The following is a 23703-nucleotide window of genomic DNA, read 5'->3' as shown; positions in this document are numbered from 1 at the left end:
TACGTTGTTTGGTAAAGAAAAAAGTTATAAAAAGATTATTACAAAATTAAAAAATATAAATGATTATAAAACTGTAATATTACCAATAAGATGAGCAATTGGTGTGTTACAGTTTTTTCATAAATAAGAGTGAATATAGACATGTAATAAAACGGCACATATAAGCTCGTTTAGAAAAATTGATAAAATAGACATTAAAATCTATAATGATTTTAGAAAAAAGAAAGCGCTTATTTTTCGATTGAAGAGGAGGAGAGTATCATGTCTAAAAAGGAAAAAAATTCTTTTGTAGATAAGATTATGGGACCTATGGATAAAATTTCCAGTCCGTTAATCAAATTTGGTCAAATTCCATTTATTCAAGGTTTACAAAGAGGAATGGTTTCGTCAATTGGTGTTACAATGGTTGGATCAATCTTTTTGGTTATTTGTTTATTTGGAGCTGATGGAAATATTACAGAAAAAGCATTATTACCGTTTTTAACACCATATATTGACCAATTGTCATTAATTAATAGTTTGTCAATGAATATCATGGCAATTTATATGTGTGTGGCAATGGGAGCTGAATATGCTGATATTAAGGATATTAATAAAACTACTGGTGCTGTAGGAGCGTTATTTGCGTTCATTTTATTAAACTATAACGGTATCGCAGCAACTTCTGAAGGTGTAAATGCATTAGAAATTACATATTGGGGTAGTGCGGGGATTGTTACTGCTATTATTGCGATGGCGATATCTGTAAATGTTATTCATTTATGTTACAAATATAACATTATGATCAAATTACCAAGTAGTGTACCACCGGCAATTTCAGATAGTTTTTCATCTATTGTGCCATATTTATTTGTTGCTTTAATTTGTTGGTCAATTCGTACTATTATGGGATTCGACATTCCTGCAGTAATCACAAATATTTTATTACCAGTTCTTTCCGGTGCGGATAACATCTTTGTTTTCTGTTTTGCATATTTCTTTGCCTCATTATGTTGGGTATGTGGTATTCATGGTGATAATATTGTGGGGACAGTTATCTCTCCAATGTTACAAACTTGGATGATTGAAAATACAGAAGCATATACAGCTGGTTTAGCAGCACCTCATATATGGATTGATCAATTAAATAGATTATTCCAATATGTATCTACTTGTTGGCCGATCTTAATCTACATGTATATGAGTTCTAAAAAGTTACCACAATTAAAACCACTAGCTGTGTTATCAACACCATCAATGATTTTCTGTATTGTGGAACCTTTGATGTTTGGGTTACCTATTGTATTAAATCCTTTCTTAGCAATTCCATTTGTGTTAATTCATACTATTACTGCTGCAGTAAGTTATTTGTTAACCTCAATTGGTTTCGTAGGAAGATTTGTTATAAGCATTCCGTGGGCAACACCTTCGCCAATTTTAGCATATTTGGCAACTGCCGGATCAATTGGTGCAGTATTATTAGTATTTATTAACTTTGCAATCGGTATGGTTATCATGTATCCGTTCTGGAAAGCATATGAAAAGAACGAAATAAAAAAATTAGAAGAGCAGAAAGCTACTGAAGTAGCTGTTTAATGAAAAGGAGAAATTAAGATGAAGACTTGTCCATGCTGTCATAACGAAATACTCGATGATGCAATATATTGTGATTATTGTGGGAAGGAATTAACAAAAAAAGAAGAAGATGTTTCTAGAGTTGTTGAATTAAAAGAGAATCCACAAAAAAACTATTTCTGCCAACTGGGTCTTATCTTATTTCTATTTTCAATGGTTATTTTAGATTTTTTTATGGCAACTGTAGTTCATAATACTGTCGGAAACTCTCGTATTGTTTTCTATATTAGCAGTGTTTTCTATATACTAGCTTTAGCAACTGAAGGGTTTGCGCTTTTTGTTGATTACAATGCTGTTAAACAAGGATATAGAAAGAATGGTAATTTAGGATTAGCGTTAGCTACTATGGCTTTAAGTTCGTATTTTTTACTCGTAAATATATTTGGTGTTATTTTAAAATAAAGGAGAATTCTATGTATTGTCGAAAATGTGGGAATCCGATAGATAACAAAACAGTTTTTTGTAAAATATGTGGCGAGAAGATTATCAAGTTGGAACAAAAAAGTTATGAAGAAAAGTATTTAGAAAAAAATGCAAAAAGTGATTTGAAAAAGCAAGACAAATATTGTGATTTAAAGAATCCATATGTTATCCCAGCAATTACAGTTTCGTGTATTGGGTTTATACTAGGTGTTTTTCCTTATCCAGCAGCATGGGAAGTTGGTACAAGTCTATGGTTAAGTGTTGTTATTCTAGTCTTTGCATTATTGGGGGCTTATCATAGTGTAAAAGCAACCCAAGTTAATAGATTTTATGCACAAAAATACTGTTATACCATTAAAGAAAAAACAGTTAAGGTAGCGAGAATATTGTCAACAGTCACAATTTTAGCGGATCTTTTTGTATTCATGTCAAGAATTTAAAGACAATTTAAATTGTCTTTTTTTCAAAGGAGAATATAAATGAGTATATTATTTTTTAAGCCTATACCTCGTCCTGCAATATGGGGACATACACTTGTCAAAGATTATTTTGACTATTGCGATTTCCCGGATGGTATAGGGCAATCATGGTCTTTTAGCGCGCAAGAAAACGCTTCTACAGTTTGTATTACTGAACCATTTGTTGGTAAGACATTGCATGAATTATGGAACGGTCATCAAGAATTGTTTGGTCATCCAAACGAACCATTCCCAGTTATTATTTCATTGGTTGGTCCTGAAGATGATTTAAGTATTCAAGTACATCCCGATAATATTTATGCTTTAAAAGAAGGTTTTAATAGCGGGAAAAATGAGGCTTGGTACTTTATTGAAGCAATGCCAAATTACAATATTGTTTATGGTCATAATGCTTCAAGTCCAGAAGATTTAAAGGATTATATAAGAAACGAACACTGGGATGATCTAATAAGATATCTAGATGTGAAATCTGATGATTTTGTATATTTGCCGGCTGGATTGTTACACGCCTTGAGAAAAGGGAGTGTAGTTTATGAAATACAACAAGCAACAGATATTACTTATCGTTTTTATGACTATCATCGAAAAGATTCTCAAGGTAATGAACGTGAATTACATTTAGATAAAGCTATTGAATGTCTAAATTATGATCAATCAAAAATGGAAAATAATGTTCAACCAATTGAAAAAAAATATGACAACATTAAGGAAACTGTCTATATATCCAATGACTCATTTACAGTTACAAAGTTAGAAGTAAATGGATTGAGTAGCTATATTTATAATAACTATCAACTAGCAACGGTTGTTAAAGGTTGTGGAAAGGCTGATGGTGTTGAAATAAAAATGGGAGATAATTTTATCATTCCTATAAATAATAAAGTAGAATTTGATGGTCAGATGATAATTATGATGACCACAAAATAAGAGGAAAGACGATGAAAAAGAAAGAATTAAGAAAAGATTTTTTATGGGGAGCTGCGTTAAGCAATGTTCAAGCAGAAGGTGGCTACCTAGAAGATGGAAAGGGATTAAATGTATATGACACACTTGTTGTTACACCTGAACCTGGGATTGAATCTCAATATAGTGATACTAAGGTTGCAACAGATCATTATCATCATTTTAAAGAGGATATTGATTTAATGGCCGAAATGGGCATTAAAGCTTACCGTTTCTCAATTATTTGGTCACGGATACATCCTAATGGCGACGATGAAGCTAATGAAAAGGGATTAGACTTTTATGAAGAAATGATTGATTATATGTTATCGAAGGGAATTGAACCAGTTGTTTCCTTAGTTCATTTTGATATGCCTGATCATCTGATGAGGGCATATAATGGTTTTTTTAATAAAAAAGTTATAGACTTTTATGTTGAACATGTAAGGTGTATTGCTAAAAGAATGAATGATAAAGTTAAATACTGGATTACTTATAATGAAACAAATCTTGCTCCATATCAAAGTGATTTGGTTGCTGGAACTAATAAGCCTGATTATATGAGTAAAGAAGAATTTTATTCTCAACTATATATTAATATTCAAGTTGCTCATGCAAGGGCAGTTTTAGCAATAAAAAAAGAAATACCTGATGCTATGGTTGGTGGAATGGTTAATTATTGTTTGTTCCAACCTGCAACTACTACTTCAAGGGATATGATTGCTTGTGAATTCTCGCATAAATTCATGAATTATCTTTCCTTTGATATTATGACATCAGGATACTTACCGGAATATTTTGTTTCTTTCATGGAAAAAAGAGATATTGAATGTGAATTTAATAATGAAGAACAAGAGGATGTACTTAAGGCTTCTAAAGAATTAGGATATTTAGCTATATCTTATTATCGTTCAATGATGGTTACATCATATAGAACTATTAAAAATGAATCAATAATAGATTTTGAAAACAATCTTTTATGGGGGAAAGGATTTGTACAAAATCCATTATATAACGCAAGTGAATGGAATTGGACAATTGATCCTGATGCTCTTAGATTGTCATTAATTCAATTACACGAACGTTATCATCTACCTATTTTTATTGTTGAAAATGGAATAGGTATCAAAGAGGAAATGATTAATGGTAAAATTTATGATGATAATCGTATAGATTATTATCAAGAACATATTCAAGCTATGAAAACTGCGATTGAAAATGATGGTGTAGATGTTATTGGGTATCTAGCTTGGAGTAGTATTGATTTTCTAAGTGCCCACAAAGAAATGTTGAAGCGATATGGATTTATTTATATTAATAGGGATGTTGAAGATTTAAAGGACCTAAAGAGATATCCAAAGAAATCATTTTATTGGTATAAAAAATGTATTGCAAGCAATGGTAATGATTTGGAAAATAATGTAGAGTATTGGTGAGGTGATTAATTATGGTTAGAGCTCAAATTTTTAATCAAGAAAGTTACTGTATTCAAATTATAAGATATTTATCTTTCTTAGATGATTATGCAACCTCTTATGAAATCGCAAATCATATTGGAATAAGTAGGAGATTAGTTAGAGATGAAATTATTAATGTGCAAGAATTATTAAATGAATTTGGATATCGATTGATTTCACGTACCCCTAAAGGGTATCGTATAGATTTTACAGATTATTTGGAGGCACTAGAGCTTATTAACAAGATTGAAAACCATGAGCGTAACCATAATTTTGATTACTATCTATATATAAATAGAACTTTTTATGTTGCAAAGCGACTCCTTGAATGCGACACAGGAATTAAGATAGATGATCTTGCAGAAGAAATTTTTGTATCAAGATCAACTTTATCTAAGGAACTGTCTAATCTTAGAGAATGGTTTGCGAAGCATGAACTGAAAATAAACTCTAAAGCAAATGTAGGGTTGATTTTAGAAGGACGTGAAGAAAACAAACGAATTATATTATCAGATATTATTTTCATTAATTACAAGCACTCATATATTATGTTTGATTTTTTAAAGAGCCTTTATAAAAATAAAGAGATGTTAGATTATAAGATTATATCATTGTTAAAAAAATATAATGTTTCTTTATCTGATACATCTTTAATTGATTTCCTCGTTTACATATTGGTAATGATTTCAAGAGCTAAATCTAAGCATTTATTAACTGAAATTGATATTCCGGAAGAGTTTAACTTATCTATTGAAATGCAAGTTGCAAAAGAGATTGCATTAAAAATTAAAGATACTATAAATTGCCAGATTACCTATGATGAGATTAAACAAATTGCTATTGAATTGTTTGCTAAAGAAGATAAAGGGTCATTTTATTATAATAAAGAAATGTCTTTAACGATTGTCAATGAATCATTAAAAGCAATTGAAAATGAGTTTTTTATTATATTTAAAGAACCGCTTTTGAAAGATTTAAAGGAAGAATTGTTTACTATGGTAGATAAGACATTGTTTCATTGTAGTTTTAATACAAAACAGCGTAATACATACTATAATAAAGTTGAGAAGAATTACTCCAATTCATTTCAACTTGCTTTATGTCTCAAGAATATAATAGAGCAAAAAACAATCCACCATGTTTCGATGAGCAGTATATCGTCTTTTACAATTTTGTTCGAAAAGTTCATTTGTTTAACAAAACTCCAAAAACAGAAAGTTTTATTTGTATGTACGCTAGATCATCAAAATAGAGATTTATTATATAGGCAGTTATTGTTTGATATAGGATCGTATGTTGATATTGAACTATTTGGTAATGTAGGTAATATTTTAGAGTGTGACATAAATCAATATGATTATATCATTTCAACAATTTCAATGGATATTGATATCAATATCCCAATTGTTTTAATATCTGAGTTTTTAGATAACAATACAATGAGATACTTTAAAAATCTTGTAATGGAGACAAGACAAATCGAAATGAGTGAATTTTTATTTAATAAGAAATATTATTTTAATTGTGTTGATATTGATAATATCAATGGAATTTACGATTATCTCTATAGTGTATTAAAAAAAGAAGTCGCTATTTCATTTGATATATTTAAGAAAAACTTACTAGACAAAGATCAAGTAGAGATTATTGATTCATGTAGCCATAGTCTTATTTTTTCGAGTCATATGAAATTAAATTTAAAAAATCTATTAATTGTATTTGTACTAAAAAACCCTATTATCTATAATAAGAAAAAAGTATCAATAATCATTTTTTCGACTTTACAAGATGATTTTGAAGGAAATGTTAGAACCCAAGGATTATTGAAATCACTAAGATATCTATGTGACAATGAGCAGGGGTTTGATCAATTTATTAATAATCCCACTTATGTTTGCTTTATCAAAGGCATCAAGGATATAAGTGTGAAAAAGTGACCCGCTCCTCATTCGTTGGACTTAATGAATGAGATCGGGTCATTATTATAGACAACCATGTCTATTATTTTTCGGTAATTTTAGTTGTTTTGATTACATTTAAAGCTTCATCAAATGATACTGGTCGAGAAAAATAATAACCTTGCAATAAATCACAGCCGCATTTTTTCATAAATTCCATTTGCTCCTTCGTCTCGATTCCTTCAGCTAAGATATGTAAACCAATTTGATTAAATGCTTCAATCATTTTTTTAATAAGAATTGCAGCTTTCTCATCTTTCATTGCTTGCCAGATTAGGCTTTTATCTACTTTAACGACTTGAAAAGGGATAGTAAGGACATAGGTGATATTAGAATAACCAGTACCAAAATCATCTAGTAAGAATTGGATTCCACGATTAATCATATTTGTCATAAAATTTGTGATTGCATCAAAATTAGTTACCAGCATACTTTCGGTAATTTCAATTTTTATTAATTCATAAGGCAGTTGATGTTTTTCAATAACTTTTAAAACTTTATTTTCAAGATCATCTTGCATAAATTGTAATACTGAAAAATTAATAGAAACACCGGTAAAATCCTTTTTTTCAGCAATCACTTTTTTTATAAAAAGACAAGTTTTATCAAGTACCTGATAAGTAATTGGAGCAATCAACCCATTTTCTTCAGCGATTGGAATAAATTCCTCGGGAGAAATAAACCCAAGTGGATTGTCCGGTAAACGGAGTAATGCCTCTGCCTTGCAATAGCTATGTGTTTTGAGATCATAGATAGGTTGAAAATAAACTTCAAAACTATTGTTTTCTAAACAAATTCTTAATAAGTCAAGAATTTGATATTTTCGTCTAATTTGTTTGATCATTGCAGTAACACAAAAATTAATATTATGAGCATTATCCTTTTTTCCTAACGAAACAGCATATTCTAGACCGTTAATAATTTCTTCTTTGCTATGAGCAACTTTAGGATAAGCAATTCCTCCAGCTACATAACTAATGATAAAGTCAATATTTGAAATCTGCCATGGATTTTTCATTCGTGTTTCAATCTTTTCTAGAGCATTTATTACATTCTTTTTATTATAAAAAATTAATGCAAACTCATCTCCGCCATAGCGATACATTGCCTGCTTAGGCAATAAATAACGTAAATAATGACAAACTTCTAAAAGAATTTGATCACCTATTTCTTGGCCGAATTTATCATTAATAAACTTAAAATTTTTTAAAGAAATAACTACAGCAATAAAAGGTTTGTTATTATCGATTAAGATATCGATCATCTTGTTGAATTCTTGACGATTCAACAAATTCGTTAATGTGTCTGTGAACATTTGCTTGTTTTGTAAATACAAATAAATAATTAAAAGAGCACTAGTGGCTGCGGTACCTGTTAAAATATATTCAGGGTGAATATATTGAAATAGGATTACAAAGGCAGAAATAAAAGGGAATACCCCTAAAATATAACTTACATTTCGTTCGAGCGATTTCCTTTTATGAATTACTAGAATCAATGAAAAAAAGACATAAATATAAAAGACTAAATATGTAATAAATATCCAAGGTCCTTGTTGATAACCGGATACTTGATCAAACGAAAAGAGCAACGACGTATAGAAATTACTAAAAACTAAAAGAACGTATAATATTGATGGTAAACTGCAAAGTGCAGCATATTTCTTGACCTCTTTTTCATCATAAATATTAGCTAGTGCATAGATGAAATAGATAGCGCCCATTAACGGTGTGCTTAAATAGTAAATTAGTAGAAAAAAGCTATTAAAGAATAATGGTACTTGCTTATAATTTTGTAAAAGTGTTGTTGAAATAATATTAGAGCTGACTGAAAGAAAAGTAATGAATAAACAATACTGAAAAACTTTATTTTTTACGGTTGGTAGAAGATTTCCTTTACGGGCATAGACTAAAATAATGCATAATGTTATTGCTGAAACAAGTTCTGCCGTGATATCCCAAATCAATATTTTCACCACATTCCTATAATGTATTCTTTATAGATTATATCACAAATCAATCACATAAAGTTAATAGATATAAAGATTTTTTGACATTCAAAAATTTATTTAACTCTAATTTGTGAATAAAGGCATTGACAGATAAACAGAGAGATAATTTAATTGGTAGACTATAAGTAACTTAAGAAAGGGGTTATTAAATATGTATGCATGGCAAGAGATTCAGGTGACACTTGATTATATTGAAGAAAATTATGATAAAGAGATTGATATTGATAAATTAGCAGCAATTGCTCATTTATCAAAATACTACTATCAGCGATTATTTTTTCGTTTAACTAAAAAAACTGTGAATGATTATGTGAAGCTGCGGCGCTTAGAAAAAGCTGCCAATCAATTAAAAAATACGGAAAAAAGAATCTTAGATATTGCAATAGCCTGTGGTTTTTCTGGACATAGTGCTTTTACTCGGGCTTTTAAAGAAGTCTATAAAATTACACCAGATGATTATCGTAATCAAAAAATTCATTTAGATCATTTCATTAAACCAGATTTACAGCTTAATTATGTTGTAATTGATACTGGCGTGCCATTGATCGTAGAAGGGATGGTTTTAGAGATAAATGAAAAACAAGTTTGTAATGATCGAATTTTTTATGGTAAAAGCAAAATGGCTAAAGTAGATGAATTAGGTGAACCGAAGATAAATAACATAGTTTCTTTGTACCAGGAATTAGATGTTCAAGATGCGGTAGTAGTAGATATTTTAACATTGAGTGATGATCCTGCCTTATTTAATTATTTTGTAGGGATTGAAATTGATAGACCGTCAATTGATTGTGAACAACGAATTATTCCTAGTGGTAAGTATGTAGTATGTAGTTATGAAGCAGAAAATTTTGAATCATTAGTGAATGAAGCTTTATATAAGGCTAGCCGATATTTGTATGAAGTTTGGTTTGTTGAACATCGTCTTGAACCAGATGATCTTCTGGTTCAAAAATATTATAATCCTTATCAGGAAAATTGTTATATTGAACTTTGGGCTAAAGTACGATCATAAAAATACATCATTTTAAATGACGTGTTTTCACTTTATTCGCATCTTTATAGATAAATACTTAAAAAACGTGTAATTAGTTTTACGCGTTTTTAGCATTATTAGAATCGTTACTGCATATAATTTGTTAGGTGATTTTGTGAAGAGAACGTATCTTATAATAGCGATTACAGCAGCATTGTATCTTGTGGGACATTATTTTTATCCTAAAAATGATGTGGCCGTAAGCAAAGATTTACCATTAAAAAATGTATCAGTAGTAATTGATCCCGGACATGGGGGCCTTGATAATGGTGCAAGTGTTGGAAAAATTTATGAATCGGAATTAAATTTAAAAATTTCATATGCTTTGAAAGAAGAACTTGAAAGTCGAGGGGCAACAGTAAATATGACTCGTGAAGACGAGCAGGATATGACCAAACGAAATCATCACTATTCAAAACAGGATGATATGTATTTAAGGGTTAAAAAGATAGATTCATATAAAAGTGATTATTTAATCAGTATTCATTTAAACTCAGCTCCAGCCTCAGGTGCTTGGGGTTCCCAAGTATTTTATTATAAAAACAGTGATAAAGGAAAGCGCCTTGCCAGTGAAATACAAACTACGATGAAAGAAGTTACAGGAAGTGCAAAACGCATTTCAGGTGCAGATTTCCGAGTTTTACGGGCAACCCAGACAGTCGGAGTATTGATTGAATGTGGTTTTATCTCTAATGCTAATGAAAGAGGACAACTGCAAAGTAGTAAGTATCATCAAAAATTAGCAGTCAAAATATGTGATGGGATTGAAAAATATCGTGAGAAATATCCAGAAGATACAATTGATCCAAAGGATTATGAAAAGATATTATCGTAGAAAAACTCCTTTTTTAAGTACACTCTATAATTTAGTTGGCTGAGTTATGGAAGTGTGCTTCATTTTATAGGAGTTTTTTAAATATAAATAATAAAATATATTGTCAAAAACAATAAAAAATATAATAAATAGTAATGAAAGCATTTACATCTTTTCTTGTAAATGATATATTTGTGTGTATAAAAAATAATTTTTGCTTATAAAAAGTTTTTAATGTGATAAATTAATGGATAAAATACAACAAATTATACCAAAATATAAAAGAAAGGGGTTTAGCAAGATGAAAAAAATTGTTTTATTGTGGGATACAGAAATACCAAGTGATTTTTTTGTTGAAAAGCTGATTGAAGAATCTGAAAAAGGCTCTGTAAAATGTGAAATTCAAGCTTATTCAATTGCTGAAGCATTAGAAAACCGAATTGATGCTGATGTTGTCTTGTTAAGTCCTTTGATTTGTTTTGAACAAATTAAAATTGAGCGTTTAGTACGTTGTCCGGTTGATATAATCGGAATTGGTGCTTATGCTTTATTTGATGTTAAGGCAATTTTATTAAAAGCATTTGATGCGATGAGAAAAAAGAGAATCTAATATGTAGGCAACCTATTTAGGCTGCTTTTTTGTTACTTGAAATTGCTGATTATAAAATTGATATAGGATTATAAGGATATATATGAGTGCGATAATATTAACAGCATAATAATTTAAATTAATTAGAAGGCTATTAATAAATGGATCGATGTAATTAACTAAAATAATTCCTAAAAATCCCCACATCAAGCTATAGAACATACAAATACGGCTAGTATAATTGCTAGGTATTTTACCATAATTCCATACTTCTATTTGTGAATCATATGATAAGAAAAAGTGAGTCAAATATTCTAGGGCAGTACAGCCGAATAGTGAATAAAAAAAGATTTCAAAATTATTAGTATGATAAGGGACAATGCTTAAAATCAATAATGCACCAAAGCCATAGATAGGGATAAACGGTCCTTTTAGTAATCCCGATAGATAGAATTCTTTCTTTAAGATTGAAACATATACTGACTCAAGAATAAATCCTAAAAATGTATAAATTGCAAATTTTACCATTATTACCTCCTTTAATAATATATGTAATTAAAAGAGGAATATACAAGAATCTTATCTTAAAGATGAGGTATCAGATACGATGAATATTAATATTAAAAATGAACTTATTATTTTTGATTTAAAATAATAAGTTCATTCAATTTAGTAGTTTTTATTATGTTGCAATGCAAGTATGTTGTTATAAAGATTTATTTTAATAATTTTTTAATATTATTTTCAATTTCTCTTGGCTTTACTAACGGTTCAAAGCGGGCAACGACATCACCCTCTTGATTAACTAAAAATTTTGTGAAGTTCCAGTCGATTCGTTTTGATAAAGTACTATCTTGTTTTTCTTTTAAATATGTATAAAGTGGTGATTCATTTGGGCCGTTGACTTCGATTTTAGCAAATTGCGGAAAACTAACACCATAAGTATCCGCACAAAAAGACATGATTTCTTCCATTGTTCCAGGTGCTTGTTCACCGAATTGATTACATGGGAAATCTAGAATACAAAAACCATAATTATGATATTTTTCATAAAGTTCTTCTAAATCATCATATTGCTCGGTGAATTCACAATCGGTTGCTGTATTGACGATTAGTAAAACTTGATCTTTATAATTATTTAGTGAGATTGTTTGATTGTTATTATCTAATACTTCTATTTCATATAAGTTCATAATTGCCTCCCTTAAATATAAACTATAATCAAAGTATAACAATATTTAGATATGCAAACAAATAATATGCAATGACGATTTTTTTGATAAAATTAAGAAATAAAAAAAATTGTCAAAATTATAAATAAATGCTTGACGGTAAAGAATCTACATGCTATTATATTAGGGCAGTTGATTGATGGGCCTGTAGCTCAGTTGGTTAGAGCGCACCCCTGATAAGGGTGAGGTCGATGGTTCAAATCCATTCAGGCCCACCATTAGTTAATTGCAAATAGATATATATGGGCCTGTAGCTCAGTTGGTTAGAGCGCACCCCTGATAAGGGTGAGGTCGATGGTTCAAATCCATTCAGGCCCACCATATATATTTTAATATTTTGGGGCCTTAGCTCAGCTGGGAGAGCACCTGCCTTGCACGCAGGGGGTCAGCGGTTCGATCCCGCTAGGCTCCACCAATTGTATATTAAGTCTGCTTTGGCAGACTTTTTAATTTATTTAAAGGAGGCAAAATATGACTGGAAAGTTGATAATTCTTGTGGTTTCATTCTTTATTTATTGTTTAATGGGGTGGATTTGGGAATCAATCATTTTGCCTTTATCACGGCATCAAAAACCATATAATCGAGGTTTTTTAAATGGTCCCTGGATTCCTATTTATGGTTTTGGTGCAATGCTGGTAATTGTTTTATTTGATATTCAGCAGGTTAATTATCCTATTTATACTTTATTTATTAGTGGCGGGGTAGTAGCTTGTTTATTAGAATATATTACTTCGTATGTAATGGAGAAACTGTTCCATCGACGCTGGTGGGATTATAGCCAAAAGGCTTTTAATTTGAATGGTCGTGTTTGTTTAGAGGGTTTTATTTGTTTTGGTTTATTTAGTGTTGTGGCAATCGATTATGTTCAGCCTTTTTTTACTAGTAAGCTATTATTAGTTGATGAAAATATTTTATTTGTCTTAAGTGGGGTTTTATCAGTTCTCTTTATTGTTGATACAATTGTATCAACACATGTAGCATTGGATATTGAAAAGAAATTAGAATTAGTAAAACAAGTACTGGAAGAAAGTGAAAATAGATTGATTGCAAGTATTGAGGAAAAACAAAATGAAGCACGTGCATATATTGAAAAACAGCGTCTAGAATGGCAAAAGCAGCAAATCGTCTTAAAATCATTAATTAGACAAAAGAAGTTGTTTAAATATGGGCACCGGCGTTTGATACGTGCGTTCCCTGATTTATTAAAGAGAAAAAAGGATGAGTGATGATGCTGAAGAAATATTTTGGAACTAAACAATTCTATAGAACTGTTATTAGTATTGCTTTTCCAATTATGGCTCAACAGTTTATCACAACGTTTGTAAATTTAATTGATAATGTAATGATTGGCAGTATTGGCAATATTGCATTAACTTCAGTAACGGTGGCAAATCGTTTTTTTCTAATTATGAACTCAATTTTATTTGGGTTATGTGGAGCGGCGGGAATCTATATTGCTCAATTTTTCGGGGCTAAGCAGAAGAAAAATTGCCAAGAGGTATTTAATATTAATATGGCTTTTGCGGTTGGGGCAGGACTTTTATTTACATTAATAATTTTTATTTTTCCTCAATACGCAATTGAATTGTTTTCTAAAACACCGATTATAGTTGATGAGGCGATTAAATATTTACATCTTGCTAAATATACATATATCCCTTTTGCTGTTTCGTTCACTTGTATGATGGCTTTACGAGCAGTTGGTATTAACAAGATTCAGCTAAAAGTGGGGATAGTAGCAGTAATAACTAATACCGCATTAAACTATTGTTTGATTTTTGGAAATTTTGGATTCTTTAAAATGGGAATTCAAGGGGCGGCTATTGCAACGATTATTGCTCGACTTGTTGAAATGGCAATATATTTGATTATTTTATATCGAAATAAACATTTCTTTAGTTTTGATTTAAAAGGGATAATTAGAATTAATGTCAACTTATTAACCAGTATTGTTCGTAAAGCAATTCCTTTGACAATCAATGAAATTTTGTTTTCATTGGGACAAGCTTTAATTTTTATGTCATATATGCGATGTGACGAATATTTAGTGGCTTCCATATCTGTTGTTGACACAGTAGCTAATATAATGTTTATTGTTTTTGGTGGTCTATCTTCAGCTGTGTCGATCATGATAGGAAATAAATTAGGTGCTAATAAACTTGATGAGGCTAGAGATAATGCGCGTAAATTATTATGTTTTGCATTGATGGTATCGTTAATGATTGGGATGATATGTTTTTTATTGGCACCACTGATTCCTAATCTGTATAATGTTGATATACCAATTAAAGAAGCAATCGTAAGATTGGTTCGAATTAAATCGATAATGATTAATATCTATGCTTTTAATGTCTGCATCTTCTTTATTTTAAGGGCGGGTGGAGATGTTGTTAGTACGATGATTATGGATTCAGGTTTTTTGTGGGCTGCTGGAGTACTGGTTTCAACTCTATTATCGTCATTTACGACTATTTCTTTAATTTCGTTATATATCGTTGTTGAAAGTTTGGATTTGATAAAATTAATAATTGCAACCTACTTCTTTAAAAAAGAACGCTGGGTTAAAAATATTGCAGTTGTAGGAGGTTAGAATGAAAAAAGATAACTATATTATTAAATCATTAAATGGAATGGCATATGGCTTTTTCTGCAGTTTGATCATTGGAACGATTTTTAAACAAATAGGGAATTTTGCTAATATTAGCCAACTAGCTGCTTGGGGTGAGGTGGCAACTTATTTAATGGGACCAGCGATTGGAGCAGGTATTGCTTATGCAATCGATGCTAAAGGATTAAATCTAATTGCGGCAGTAATTGCTGGAACGATTGGAGCAGGAACATTTAATGGTAATACGGCGACAACTGGAAATCCAATCGCAGCGTTTGTAGCCGTAATTATTGCAGTAGAAGTAACAAGATTAGTACAAGGAAAAACACCGGTTGATATTTTGTTAGTGCCTTTTACTTCTATTATAGTTGCGGGAATAGTGACAATATTTATTGGTCCATATATCACTAAATTAATTGTTTGGATTGGTGATTTAATTAATCAAGGGGTAAACATGCAGCCATTTTTCATGTCAATTGTAGTTGCAGTTTTGATGGGAATGGCTTTAACAGCACCGATATCTAGTGCGGCGATCGGAGTGATGTTGGGACTTAATGGTTTAGCTGCTGGGGCTGCTTTAGCTGGGTGTTGTGCTCAAATGATTGGTTTTGCGGTAATGTCGATGGATGATAATGATATTGGTGATGTTGTAGCAATTGGCATTGGAACAAGTATGCTGCAGTTTAAAAATATTGTAAAGCATCCGATAATTTGGCTTCCGCCGATTTTAACAAGTGCTATTATTGCTCCAATTTCTACTTGTTTGTTGGAAATATCTTGTTCAGCAATTGGTTCAGGAATGGGAACTGCAGGACTGGTAGGGATTTTAGAAGCTGTTAATGTGATGGGAAATAATTATTGGATTCCAATCATTGTTATTGATTTACTAGCACCAATGTTGATCAGCTTTGGAATTTATAAAGCTTTTAGAAAATTAAACTATATTAAAGCAGGGTATCTTAAATTAGACCGTTTTTAGTTAATAAATAAATTTTAAACTCTTAAATTTGGTGGATATATGTGTTAGAATTATACATAATCAGGGAAGAAAGCTTCATCCAACAAAAAAAGGGGGCGATAAAATGCTGTTTACATACAAGCAAATTGCTAATTTGAATGAAACAGAAACATTTATTTATCGTTATGTAATGAAGCACATTAAAGTTGTTACAAATATGAGTGTTCGTGATCTGGCTGAATGTACTCATGTATCAACGGCGACAGTAGTACGGTTTTGTCAAAAATTGGATTGTAATGGTTTTGTAGAATTCAAGACAAAGTTAAAGTTATTTAATGATGGACTTACTCTACCAGAAACTGATGATGAAATTGATGTTCTTTTAGAATTTTTTAACTATGCACGAAGTGTAGATTTTAAGGAGAAAATTAATAAATTTGTTAAGTATATCAAGGAAGCTAAGTCGATTTGTTTTTTAGGAATTGGAACAAGTGGTACTTTAGGAAAATATGGGGCTCGTTATTTTTCAAATGTAGGGTATTATTCACAAAGTATCGATGATCCTTATTATCCCCCACCAGTTGATGGTAATGAAAGTTCATTATTAATTGCTTTGACCGAAAGTGGTGAAACTCGAGAAGTAATTGATCAGCTTAAAATGTATCAGAGTCAGAATACAAAAATTGTGGTAATCACTAATAAGCCAGGGTCAACAATTGATCAAATGGCAGATTTGGGAATCTACTATTATGTTAAAGATATTATTTTACCACAAACATATAATATTTCATCTCAAGTTCCTGTTCTTTATATTCTTGAGCGTGTTACTCATGAGTTACAAAATGCTAAGGAAAAATCGCTGCCGTTGAAGTTTACCAGCCGTAATTTATAATGTGGAAAACTACTAAAAAATAAGTAGTTTTTTTTATAAAAAAATAAGCAAACTTGTTACATTTAATGTAACCCGTTACATAACCTCTTGCGTTCATTCCTTCTTATTATTAATTATGTTATTTTATAGGTGTAATGTTAAGCACATTGCATTGAATATCAAATAATCATTAAGCGCTTATAGTATTTGATATTCTAATTGTTATGGATTGTATTGAAGTAGGCCGCTTTGATACAATTCAAATATTGCTTATATACGAAATATATTAAGAAGGGGAAATGGAAAATGATAAAAAGATTAAACAAGAATTTTTTTGCAGCTATTCTGACCTTTGCGATGGCAATTGGTATGATAGCACCTGTAAATGTTGCAGCGAATGACGAATACTTGAATTTTGATCAGGATTCAATTTATGCAATTGTTTCAACTACAACTGGAAAAGCATTAAATATTAAAACAGCTAGCTGGACATCACCTGCAGAAGCAGATGGTGAATATAATGCTAAGACAAATAAAATAAGTAACTCATCACAATTTATGTTTATTAATGAAAATGATGGTTCAGTAACAATTAAGTATACTGGTATAAATGATGGGCAAGATTATTACTTAAGAACAGAGTCTGGGCAAACATATGTATGGGCTGATACTAGAAATGAAGATACCACAGCTAAGTATAAAATAACTAAAACGGCCGATAACCAAGGTATTATTGAAAGTATGAAAAGAACCAATGAATATCTTTCAATTGATAGTAAAGGAAAATTAGTCTATACAAGTGATAGAGATTTGGCTGAAAAATTTAATTTTGTCAAAAATCCTGGAATTATCAGTAATATCGCTTGGATTGAAAATGTGGCTACAGGAAAGTTAGTAACATTTGCTGATCAGCCAGATGAAAACTTTTCTGCAATTAAGGTAACTGGAGATGCTGGTAATATAGGTGATACTGAAAAGTTTAAAGTTACTTTTCACACTAATGACAATGGGATTAAAAATGTAATTTCATTTGAATCGGTTAGTAAACCAGGTTATCAAATTGCATCAGCTAAGTGGGTAGATGGCGCTGTACCTACCATTGGGTCATATAAAAAAGTGGGTGGTGGCTGGGAAGCTATCGCAGTTGAACCGATTGGAAATGGATTGTTTGTATTAAAGGATGCAGCTACAGGAAAATTGGTTACTGCAAATAATGATGAAGTTCTAGAAGGTGGTTATGAAGGGGAATTAACTGATCGAGAAAAATTTATTATCCATAATGCTATTGATATTGCTGATGTCACAGATTTAAAAGCTGATGATAGCTCAAGAACTGAAACCACAATTGATCTTACTTGGACAAATCCGAATAGTTTATATACTGATGTAACCTTATTTAAAAAAGCTTCAAATGAAGTAGTGTTTGATAAAGTTGCTGATGTAACTGGAAAAAACAGCTATCAAGTAACTGATTTGAAAGCGGGGATGCAATATAGTTTTAAATTAGAATATGTAAATGGAAATGGAAATTTATCAGATATTAATAATCCGAAAAATGAAAGTGCTGAATTGAAAGTTAGTACAAGAGCAGGAGCAAAACCAGCGACACCAGCAGATGTTAAATTAGTTGAAAAAGATGGTGAGTTCACAATTAGCTGGGGAGCTGCTGAAAATGCAACACACTATCAATTGTTAAGAGCAGATAGTATGCTTGGGGAATATAATGTCGTAGAGACTGTAACTAGAGATAGTACTTCTGTTACTGTTGCACCTATAGGTGATAAATACGAGAATTATTATCGCATCATTGCTCTAAATAATGGACAAAATAATGATGATGATTTATCAAATGCTGAAATTTCGGAACGTTCTGAGTATGTATCTCTAGAAAAGAATATATTTGGAGAACATACGTTGTTCTTCTCACCCAAAGATGATGTAGCACAACTTGATAAAATATTATTAGATTTATTCAATCAACAAAATGATAGAGGAGCAGATGCTCAATTTAAAGGGCAACAATACCAAGTTTATTTCAAACCAGGTGATTATACTGAAACTACATGTATGTATTTAGGGTTCTATACATCATTTAATGGTTTGGGAAAAACACCAATGGATGTTAAGTTAAATAATATCGCAATTCCATCTTATCTAGATGGTAATAATGCTACTTGTAATTTCTGGCGTTCTGCAGAGAATCTAGCTGTTATAAATACTGGGAATGAACAAGGAAAGGCTGGCTTCGATTGTAATCTTGCCCGACCAGAATATTTTAACTGGGCAGTAGCTCAAGCTGCACCGCTTCGTAGAGTATATTCAAGTCGTCCGGTTGGATATGACTGGAATTATGGATGGGCTAGTGGTGGATACGTAGCAGATTGTATGTTTGAAGGTGTATTTGAAGATCAAGGAAATCAATTATCAGCTGGAACATATAGTGGACAACAATTCTATACTAGAAATAGTAAATTGACAGGAGGCGGATATGGAACTACTTTAAATAATTTCTTCCAAGGTGTTGATGCTCCTAATTTACCAACTGAAAAAGATGGTGATGCTTTAGCTAATGGCAATGGATATTCAAATTGGGGTAAAGAAGCTGCGAATGGGGAACAGCAAGTATTCACAAATGTTGAAAAAACAAAGAAACTTAGTGAAAAGCCATTCCTATATTTAGATAATGGTGAATATAAGATCTTTGTTCCTGACTTACAAAAAGATACATCTGGTACAAGCTGGACTAAAGATGGTGATATGGGTAAAGGGAAAAGTTTATCTTTAAGTGAATTCTATATAGCTAAGCCAAGTGATTCGGCTAAAACAATTAATGAACAATTAGATAAAGGTAAAAATATTTATTTCACACCTGGAACATATCATGCTGAAGAATCAATTAAGGTTAATAAAGCAAATACGATTTTAATAGGTACAGGTATGACTTCAATTATTCCTGATAATGATGAAGCAGCAATGGAAATTGCTGATGTAGATGGTATTAAAGTAGCTGGCTTGATTTTTGATGCTGGTGAAAAGGATTCAAATTATTTGTTAAAAGTTGGACCTGCTAATAGTGATAAAGATCATTCTGCTAATCCAACTATACTACAAGATTTATTCTTTAGAGTTGGTGGAACTACAGCTAATCCAACACGTGCAAAAAATGCATTAGAAATTAATAGCAACGATGTAATTACTGATCATTTCTGGATTTGGCGTGCTGACCATGGTAATGGTGTAAGCTGGAGTGGTAATGCTGCTGATCATGGTTTGATTGTTAATGGTGATAATGTAACATGTTATGCATTATTCAATGAGCATTTCAATAAATATGATACATTATGGAACGGTGAAAATGGTGCAACATATTTTTATCAAAATGAAAAATGTTATGATCCTATTAGTCAAGAGGCTTGGATGTCACATAATGGAACAGTAAATGGATATGCTGCTTATAAAGTAGCTAATGATGTTAAGGAGCATTATGCAGTTGGATTGGGAATTTATAATGTATTTATTTATACTGGTGAAGATTATGATTCTTCAAAAGTGCAAATTCAAATGGATAGTGCAATTGAAGTACCAAATAGCAAAGGTGTAATTATTGAAAATGCATGTTTACAAACATTTGCTGATGAAAATAAAGTATTACAAAAATTTAATCATATTATTAATGATGTTGGTCCTGGTGTAAGCAGTGGAACTGATAAAGATGATTTTGCTATTAAAGGTGAAGGCTGGTCAAGAAAATTCTTATTAAATTATTGTGATGGAACTGCTGTTTATGGTAAGATGCCAGCTGCTGATCAAAAAGGAAAATTTATTGGAACAGTAACTGAAGAAAACATAAAAGCATTAGGTGATGATAATATTGATACAAAAACATTGAGTGATCTATATAATGTGAATAAGGATAAAAATGAAAATAATTATACAGTTGATAGCTGGAAGGTATTTGTGAAAGCGTTAGATGATGCTGGTAAACAATTGAATGCTGATTTAAAATATGCATATCAAAAAGATTTTGATAGTGCAAAAGATGTATTGAATGATGCTATTGATAATTTAGTATTAGTTGGTGCTGATTATAGTAAAGTTGATAGTATCAAGGCTGAAGCTGAAAAAGTTTTAGCAAGTGATAACTATACTAAAGATTATTACACAGAGGCAACAAGAGCGACATTTGATAAAGCTAATAAAGCATTAAATGATCTTGCTGATGATTTAACGATTTTAGAACAGAATAAAGTTGATGATGCAATTGAATTATTGACTGAAGCAATTAATGGTTTAACATTAAAAGGTGCCGATTATAGTAAATTAGATGTAGTTAAAAAGGAAGCTGAAAAAGTTTTGATAAGTGATAATTACACTAAAGGTCACTATACAGAAGAATCGAAAGCATTGTTTGATGAAGCTTATGAAGTGTTAAGTAGTCTTGCTGATAATTTAACAATTATTGATCAAGGTATGGTTGATGAAGTAGTAAAGGCATTAGATACTGCGATTAAAGGTTTAACATTAAAAACTGAAGAACCGGGGCAAATTGTAAAACCAAATGAGCCTGGTCAATCAACAAAACCAAGTGATAGCAGTAGTGCTAAAACAGGCGATGATCAAATGATTTATGGTTATGGAATTGTTACTCTCCTTGCACTGGGTGGTTTAATGATGTTAAAAAGACATCATACTAGCTAGTGGAGAAGAATTATGAAAAAAAGTAAAATTATAAAGGTAGCAATACTCGCACTATTTAGTGCGGTATTGCTCACATTAAATAATGTAGGAGCTATTTCAAGTAATCCATATAATGATTGGAAAACTTCAGCGATTAATTATCCTAATAATGGGCAGTTAGTTCCAGCGGGACCAATTACAATAACCTGGGATAGATTAAGTATTGATAGTCATGAAGTAATTGGTTATGAGGTATATCTTGATAATGTTCTTCAAAATTCAACAATTATTGATGAAGGTGATATTTTTAGTTGTGAAGTTTATACAACTAAAGTGGCACAGCATCAAGTTAAAATATTAGCTCAATTGAGCAATAATACTAAGATTTCAACTAGTGCTAGAAATTTTTACATATCTAAAAAAGGTATGGGTTTTTATAGTGGTAACGGCTACAGTGCAATTCAAGATGCACAAAATATGGGATTGTCTTGGTATTACAATTGGGGAACGGCACCAACGTATGCTGGTACTTGTCCAAATCAAAAGATAGATTTTGTTCCTATGATCTGGGGTGCCTATAATGGTTCAAACGAGCAATTAACAACAATTAAAAATGCGGGATATAAAACAGTATTGGGTTATAATGAACCGGATTTTGTAGATCAATCGAATGTTCCAGTAGCTACAGCGATTGCAAATCAACATTATTTTACAAATAGTGGTATGAGAATTGGGGCACCGGCAACGGCTATTCAGGCTCCTAATTCTGAATGGTTTAATGAGTATTGGCAGGGAATTAATACAGATGATATTGATTTTATACCTGTTCATAATTATCCTGGTAATATTGGAGTTACTGATAAAGAAATTAAAGACAATGCTAAAAGTTTATTAAATTTTATTAATGAAACACATAATAAATTTAATAAACCGATTTGGGTTACAGAATTTGCGGTAGCTAATTGGAATCCATATTGGGATGGTTATAATGGTGCTAACGAAGCGAATAAAGCTGAAGTGAGAAAGTTTTTGAATTACGTTATTAATGGGTTCGATAATAATGTAGGACTAAATGATTTAGAATTTGTTGAGCGATATGCCTGGTTTTCATTTGATGCACTAGATCGTTATGGTGGTGATTCAGGATTATTTAATACTAAAGCAGATCATGATAAAAATAGCATGTTAAAAATTGGGACATTAACAACTTTAGGAAATGATTATCGTAATCTTGGTAATCCGGAAGGTTATATATTGCCAAACTTAATGGGGGAAATAGAACCGTCTATTGAAGATGAATATGTTGATGATTATGTTAATGTCATGATTAATGGTCGAAGTGAAAACGTGGTATTGGGTAGTAAATTTGATAAAATCGATACGCCTGTTAAAGATGGATATGTATTTAGCGGGTGGTATAGTGATGAGGCGTGTACTAAAGAATATGATTTTGATAGTATTGTCACTGATAATGTCACAATTTATCCAAAATGGCTTAAGATGCACACAGTAACAATTGATGGTATAGATAATAAAGTAATTGATGGCAATACAGCGGTTAAGCCTCTTCCTTCTGTTAAAGATGGTTATGTATTTAAGGGATGGTATAGTGATTCAGAATATAATAATAAATTTGATTTCAATGAGCCAATTAGAGGCGATATTGCAATTTATTCAAAATGGGTAAAATTGGTAACGGTTTCGGTTGATAATAATAAAGTGCTGATTGAAAGTGGTACAGTTTTATCAAGGCCAGATATGCCAATAAAAAATGGGTATACTTTTGCAGGGTGGTACAGTGATGAAGCGTGTACTAAAGAGTTTGATTTTGCTAAGCCATTGTTAGAAGATGTGACGATTTATACTAAGTGGAAAAAAGTAATTGATCCAATGGAAAAAGAAGACCAAACCACTTCAATTAATAGTGTTAAAACCGGCGATAATTTTGCAATTCAAGGTTATGTCCTAGGTTTGATTGGAGTAATGGTGGCAATTGTAATGATGCAAAAAAAATATAATAAATAAAGATATTATGT

The 23703-nt window shown here is 31.1% G+C and carries 18 protein-coding genes and 3 tRNA genes; 18 read left to right on the top strand and 3 right to left on the bottom strand.

All coding sequences use genetic code 11. The features are described from left to right. The first annotated feature begins 261 nt into the window (after window positions 1-261). From EYR00_RS12810 to EYR00_RS12785, 6 genes are read left to right on the top strand one after another with little or no spacing between them, the layout of a single operon-like run. Window positions 262-1575: a PTS sugar transporter subunit IIC gene (locus EYR00_RS12810; RefSeq protein WP_003537188.1), complete on the top strand. Its 1314-nt coding sequence runs from the start codon at window positions 262-264 to the stop codon at window positions 1573-1575. Between the two features lie 18 nt (window positions 1576-1593). After that, window positions 1594-2016, top strand: a complete 423-nt coding sequence (locus EYR00_RS12805) for a zinc ribbon domain-containing protein (protein ID WP_003537189.1) — start codon at window positions 1594-1596, stop codon at window positions 2014-2016. An 11-nt stretch (window positions 2017-2027) separates the two neighbouring features. Further along, window positions 2028-2477, top strand: a complete 450-nt coding sequence (locus tag EYR00_RS12800; RefSeq protein WP_003537190.1) for a zinc ribbon domain-containing protein — start codon at window positions 2028-2030, stop codon at window positions 2475-2477. A 39-nt stretch (window positions 2478-2516) separates the two neighbouring features. Beyond that, window positions 2517-3443: a class I mannose-6-phosphate isomerase gene (locus tag EYR00_RS12795; RefSeq protein WP_003537191.1), complete on the top strand. Its 927-nt coding sequence runs from the start codon at window positions 2517-2519 to the stop codon at window positions 3441-3443. A gap of 11 nt (window positions 3444-3454) precedes the next feature. Further along, window positions 3455-4894, top strand: a complete 1440-nt coding sequence (locus EYR00_RS12790; RefSeq protein ID WP_003537193.1) for a glycoside hydrolase family 1 protein — start codon at window positions 3455-3457, stop codon at window positions 4892-4894. Between the two features lie 11 nt (window positions 4895-4905). Continuing rightward, window positions 4906-6852 carry a BglG family transcription antiterminator gene (locus EYR00_RS12785; RefSeq protein ID WP_003537195.1) on the top strand — a complete coding sequence of 649 codons (1947 nt, stop codon included), beginning with the start codon at window positions 4906-4908 and terminating at the stop codon, window positions 6850-6852. Window positions 6853-6916: 64 nt separating this feature from the next. Here EYR00_RS12785 and EYR00_RS12780 read toward each other — a convergent pair whose 3' ends face one another. Then, the gene (locus EYR00_RS12780) at window positions 6917-8848 is read right to left on the bottom strand and encodes a putative bifunctional diguanylate cyclase/phosphodiesterase (RefSeq protein ID WP_050754563.1); all 1932 of its coding nucleotides are present in this window, start codon (window positions 8846-8848) and stop codon (window positions 6917-6919) included. A 187-nt stretch (window positions 8849-9035) separates the two neighbouring features. Between EYR00_RS12780 and EYR00_RS12775 the strand changes: the two genes are divergently transcribed. The 3 genes from EYR00_RS12775 (at window position 9036) to EYR00_RS12765 (ending at window position 11341) form a co-directional block, all read left to right on the top strand. Then, window positions 9036-9896, top strand: coding sequence for a helix-turn-helix domain-containing protein (locus EYR00_RS12775; protein ID WP_003537199.1), 861 nt, complete (start codon window positions 9036-9038; stop codon window positions 9894-9896). Window positions 9897-10017: 121 nt separating this feature from the next. Then, window positions 10018-10752, top strand: coding sequence for an N-acetylmuramoyl-L-alanine amidase family protein (locus tag EYR00_RS12770; protein WP_003537201.1), 735 nt, complete (start codon window positions 10018-10020; stop codon window positions 10750-10752). 280 nt (window positions 10753-11032) lie between these two features. After that, complete coding sequence (locus tag EYR00_RS12765; RefSeq protein ID WP_008790970.1) at window positions 11033-11341, top strand: hypothetical protein; 309 nt, start codon at window positions 11033-11035, stop codon at window positions 11339-11341. A 12-nt stretch (window positions 11342-11353) separates the two neighbouring features. Here EYR00_RS12765 and EYR00_RS12760 read toward each other — a convergent pair whose 3' ends face one another. Together EYR00_RS12760 and EYR00_RS12755 are read right to left on the bottom strand one after the other, a co-directional pair. Then, the gene (locus EYR00_RS12760; RefSeq protein ID WP_003537203.1) at window positions 11354-11848 is read right to left on the bottom strand and encodes a putative ABC transporter permease; all 495 of its coding nucleotides are present in this window, start codon (window positions 11846-11848) and stop codon (window positions 11354-11356) included. A gap of 188 nt (window positions 11849-12036) precedes the next feature. Continuing rightward, window positions 12037-12513, bottom strand: a complete 477-nt coding sequence (locus EYR00_RS12755; protein WP_003537204.1) for a glutathione peroxidase — start codon at window positions 12511-12513, stop codon at window positions 12037-12039. A gap of 180 nt (window positions 12514-12693) precedes the next feature. Here EYR00_RS12755 and EYR00_RS12750 point away from each other — a divergent pair. The 9 genes from EYR00_RS12750 (at window position 12694) to EYR00_RS12710 (ending at window position 23692) form a co-directional block, all read left to right on the top strand. After that, window positions 12694-12770: transfer RNA gene (locus tag EYR00_RS12750), tRNA-Ile, on the top strand. A 26-nt stretch (window positions 12771-12796) separates the two neighbouring features. Beyond that, window positions 12797-12873: transfer RNA gene (locus EYR00_RS12745), tRNA-Ile, on the top strand. An 18-nt stretch (window positions 12874-12891) separates the two neighbouring features. Further along, window positions 12892-12967 (top strand) — tRNA-Ala (locus tag EYR00_RS12740). A 56-nt stretch (window positions 12968-13023) separates the two neighbouring features. Beyond that, window positions 13024-13779, top strand: coding sequence for a putative ABC transporter permease (locus EYR00_RS12735; RefSeq protein WP_009009628.1), 756 nt, complete (start codon window positions 13024-13026; stop codon window positions 13777-13779). Between the two features lie 2 nt (window positions 13780-13781). After that, the gene (locus EYR00_RS12730; RefSeq protein WP_226814572.1) at window positions 13782-15143 is read left to right on the top strand and encodes an MATE family efflux transporter; all 1362 of its coding nucleotides are present in this window, start codon (window positions 13782-13784) and stop codon (window positions 15141-15143) included. A gap of 1 nt (window position 15144) precedes the next feature. Further along, window positions 15145-16140 carry a PTS sugar transporter subunit IIC gene (locus tag EYR00_RS12725; protein ID WP_003537208.1) on the top strand — a complete coding sequence of 332 codons (996 nt, stop codon included), beginning with the start codon at window positions 15145-15147 and terminating at the stop codon, window positions 16138-16140. A 103-nt stretch (window positions 16141-16243) separates the two neighbouring features. Continuing rightward, window positions 16244-17011, top strand: coding sequence for a MurR/RpiR family transcriptional regulator (locus EYR00_RS12720; protein ID WP_008790974.1), 768 nt, complete (start codon window positions 16244-16246; stop codon window positions 17009-17011). A 285-nt stretch (window positions 17012-17296) separates the two neighbouring features. Further along, on the top strand, window positions 17297-21688 hold the full coding sequence (locus EYR00_RS12715) for a fibronectin type III domain-containing protein (protein WP_003537217.1): 4392 nt from the start codon (window positions 17297-17299) through the stop codon (window positions 21686-21688). Window positions 21689-21700: 12 nt separating this feature from the next. Next, a complete protein-coding gene (locus EYR00_RS12710) occupies window positions 21701-23692 on the top strand; it encodes a glycosyl hydrolase (protein WP_003537219.1) in 1992 nt (663 codons plus the stop codon). Window positions 23693-23703: the final 11 nt, after the last annotated feature.

The organism is Thomasclavelia ramosa DSM 1402 (assembly GCF_014131695.1).
In the GTDB taxonomy this organism is placed as follows: Bacteria; Bacillota_I; Bacilli_A; order Erysipelotrichales; family Coprobacillaceae; genus Thomasclavelia; species Thomasclavelia ramosa.
This window is presented reverse-complemented; position numbering and strand designations above follow the sequence as displayed.

What these genes read in the sequence shown, in the direction of transcription:
- EYR00_RS12760 (WP_003537203.1), bottom strand. Translation starts at nt 11,848, where the DNA reads ATGGTAAAATTTGCAATTTATACATTTTTAGGATTTATTCTTGAGTCA.
- EYR00_RS12720 (WP_008790974.1), top strand. Translation starts at nt 16,244, where the DNA reads ATGCTGTTTACATACAAGCAAATTGCTAATTTGAATGAAACAGAAACA.
- EYR00_RS12715 (WP_003537217.1), top strand. Translation starts at nt 17,297, where the DNA reads ATGATAAAAAGATTAAACAAGAATTTTTTTGCAGCTATTCTGACCTTT.
- EYR00_RS12765 (WP_008790970.1), top strand. Translation starts at nt 11,033, where the DNA reads ATGAAAAAAATTGTTTTATTGTGGGATACAGAAATACCAAGTGATTTT.
- EYR00_RS12775 (WP_003537199.1), top strand. Translation starts at nt 9,036, where the DNA reads ATGTATGCATGGCAAGAGATTCAGGTGACACTTGATTATATTGAAGAA.
- EYR00_RS12710 (WP_003537219.1), top strand. Translation starts at nt 21,701, where the DNA reads ATGAAAAAAAGTAAAATTATAAAGGTAGCAATACTCGCACTATTTAGT.
- EYR00_RS12795 (WP_003537191.1), top strand. Translation starts at nt 2,517, where the DNA reads ATGAGTATATTATTTTTTAAGCCTATACCTCGTCCTGCAATATGGGGA.
- EYR00_RS12785 (WP_003537195.1), top strand. Translation starts at nt 4,906, where the DNA reads ATGGTTAGAGCTCAAATTTTTAATCAAGAAAGTTACTGTATTCAAATT.
- EYR00_RS12790 (WP_003537193.1), top strand. Translation starts at nt 3,455, where the DNA reads ATGAAAAAGAAAGAATTAAGAAAAGATTTTTTATGGGGAGCTGCGTTA.
- EYR00_RS12735 (WP_009009628.1), top strand. Translation starts at nt 13,024, where the DNA reads ATGACTGGAAAGTTGATAATTCTTGTGGTTTCATTCTTTATTTATTGT.
- EYR00_RS12755 (WP_003537204.1), bottom strand. Translation starts at nt 12,513, where the DNA reads ATGAACTTATATGAAATAGAAGTATTAGATAATAACAATCAAACAATC.
- EYR00_RS12810 (WP_003537188.1), top strand. Translation starts at nt 262, where the DNA reads ATGTCTAAAAAGGAAAAAAATTCTTTTGTAGATAAGATTATGGGACCT.
- EYR00_RS12730 (WP_226814572.1), top strand. Translation starts at nt 13,782, where the DNA reads ATGCTGAAGAAATATTTTGGAACTAAACAATTCTATAGAACTGTTATT.
- EYR00_RS12805 (WP_003537189.1), top strand. Translation starts at nt 1,594, where the DNA reads ATGAAGACTTGTCCATGCTGTCATAACGAAATACTCGATGATGCAATA.
- EYR00_RS12725 (WP_003537208.1), top strand. Translation starts at nt 15,145, where the DNA reads ATGAAAAAAGATAACTATATTATTAAATCATTAAATGGAATGGCATAT.
- EYR00_RS12800 (WP_003537190.1), top strand. Translation starts at nt 2,028, where the DNA reads ATGTATTGTCGAAAATGTGGGAATCCGATAGATAACAAAACAGTTTTT.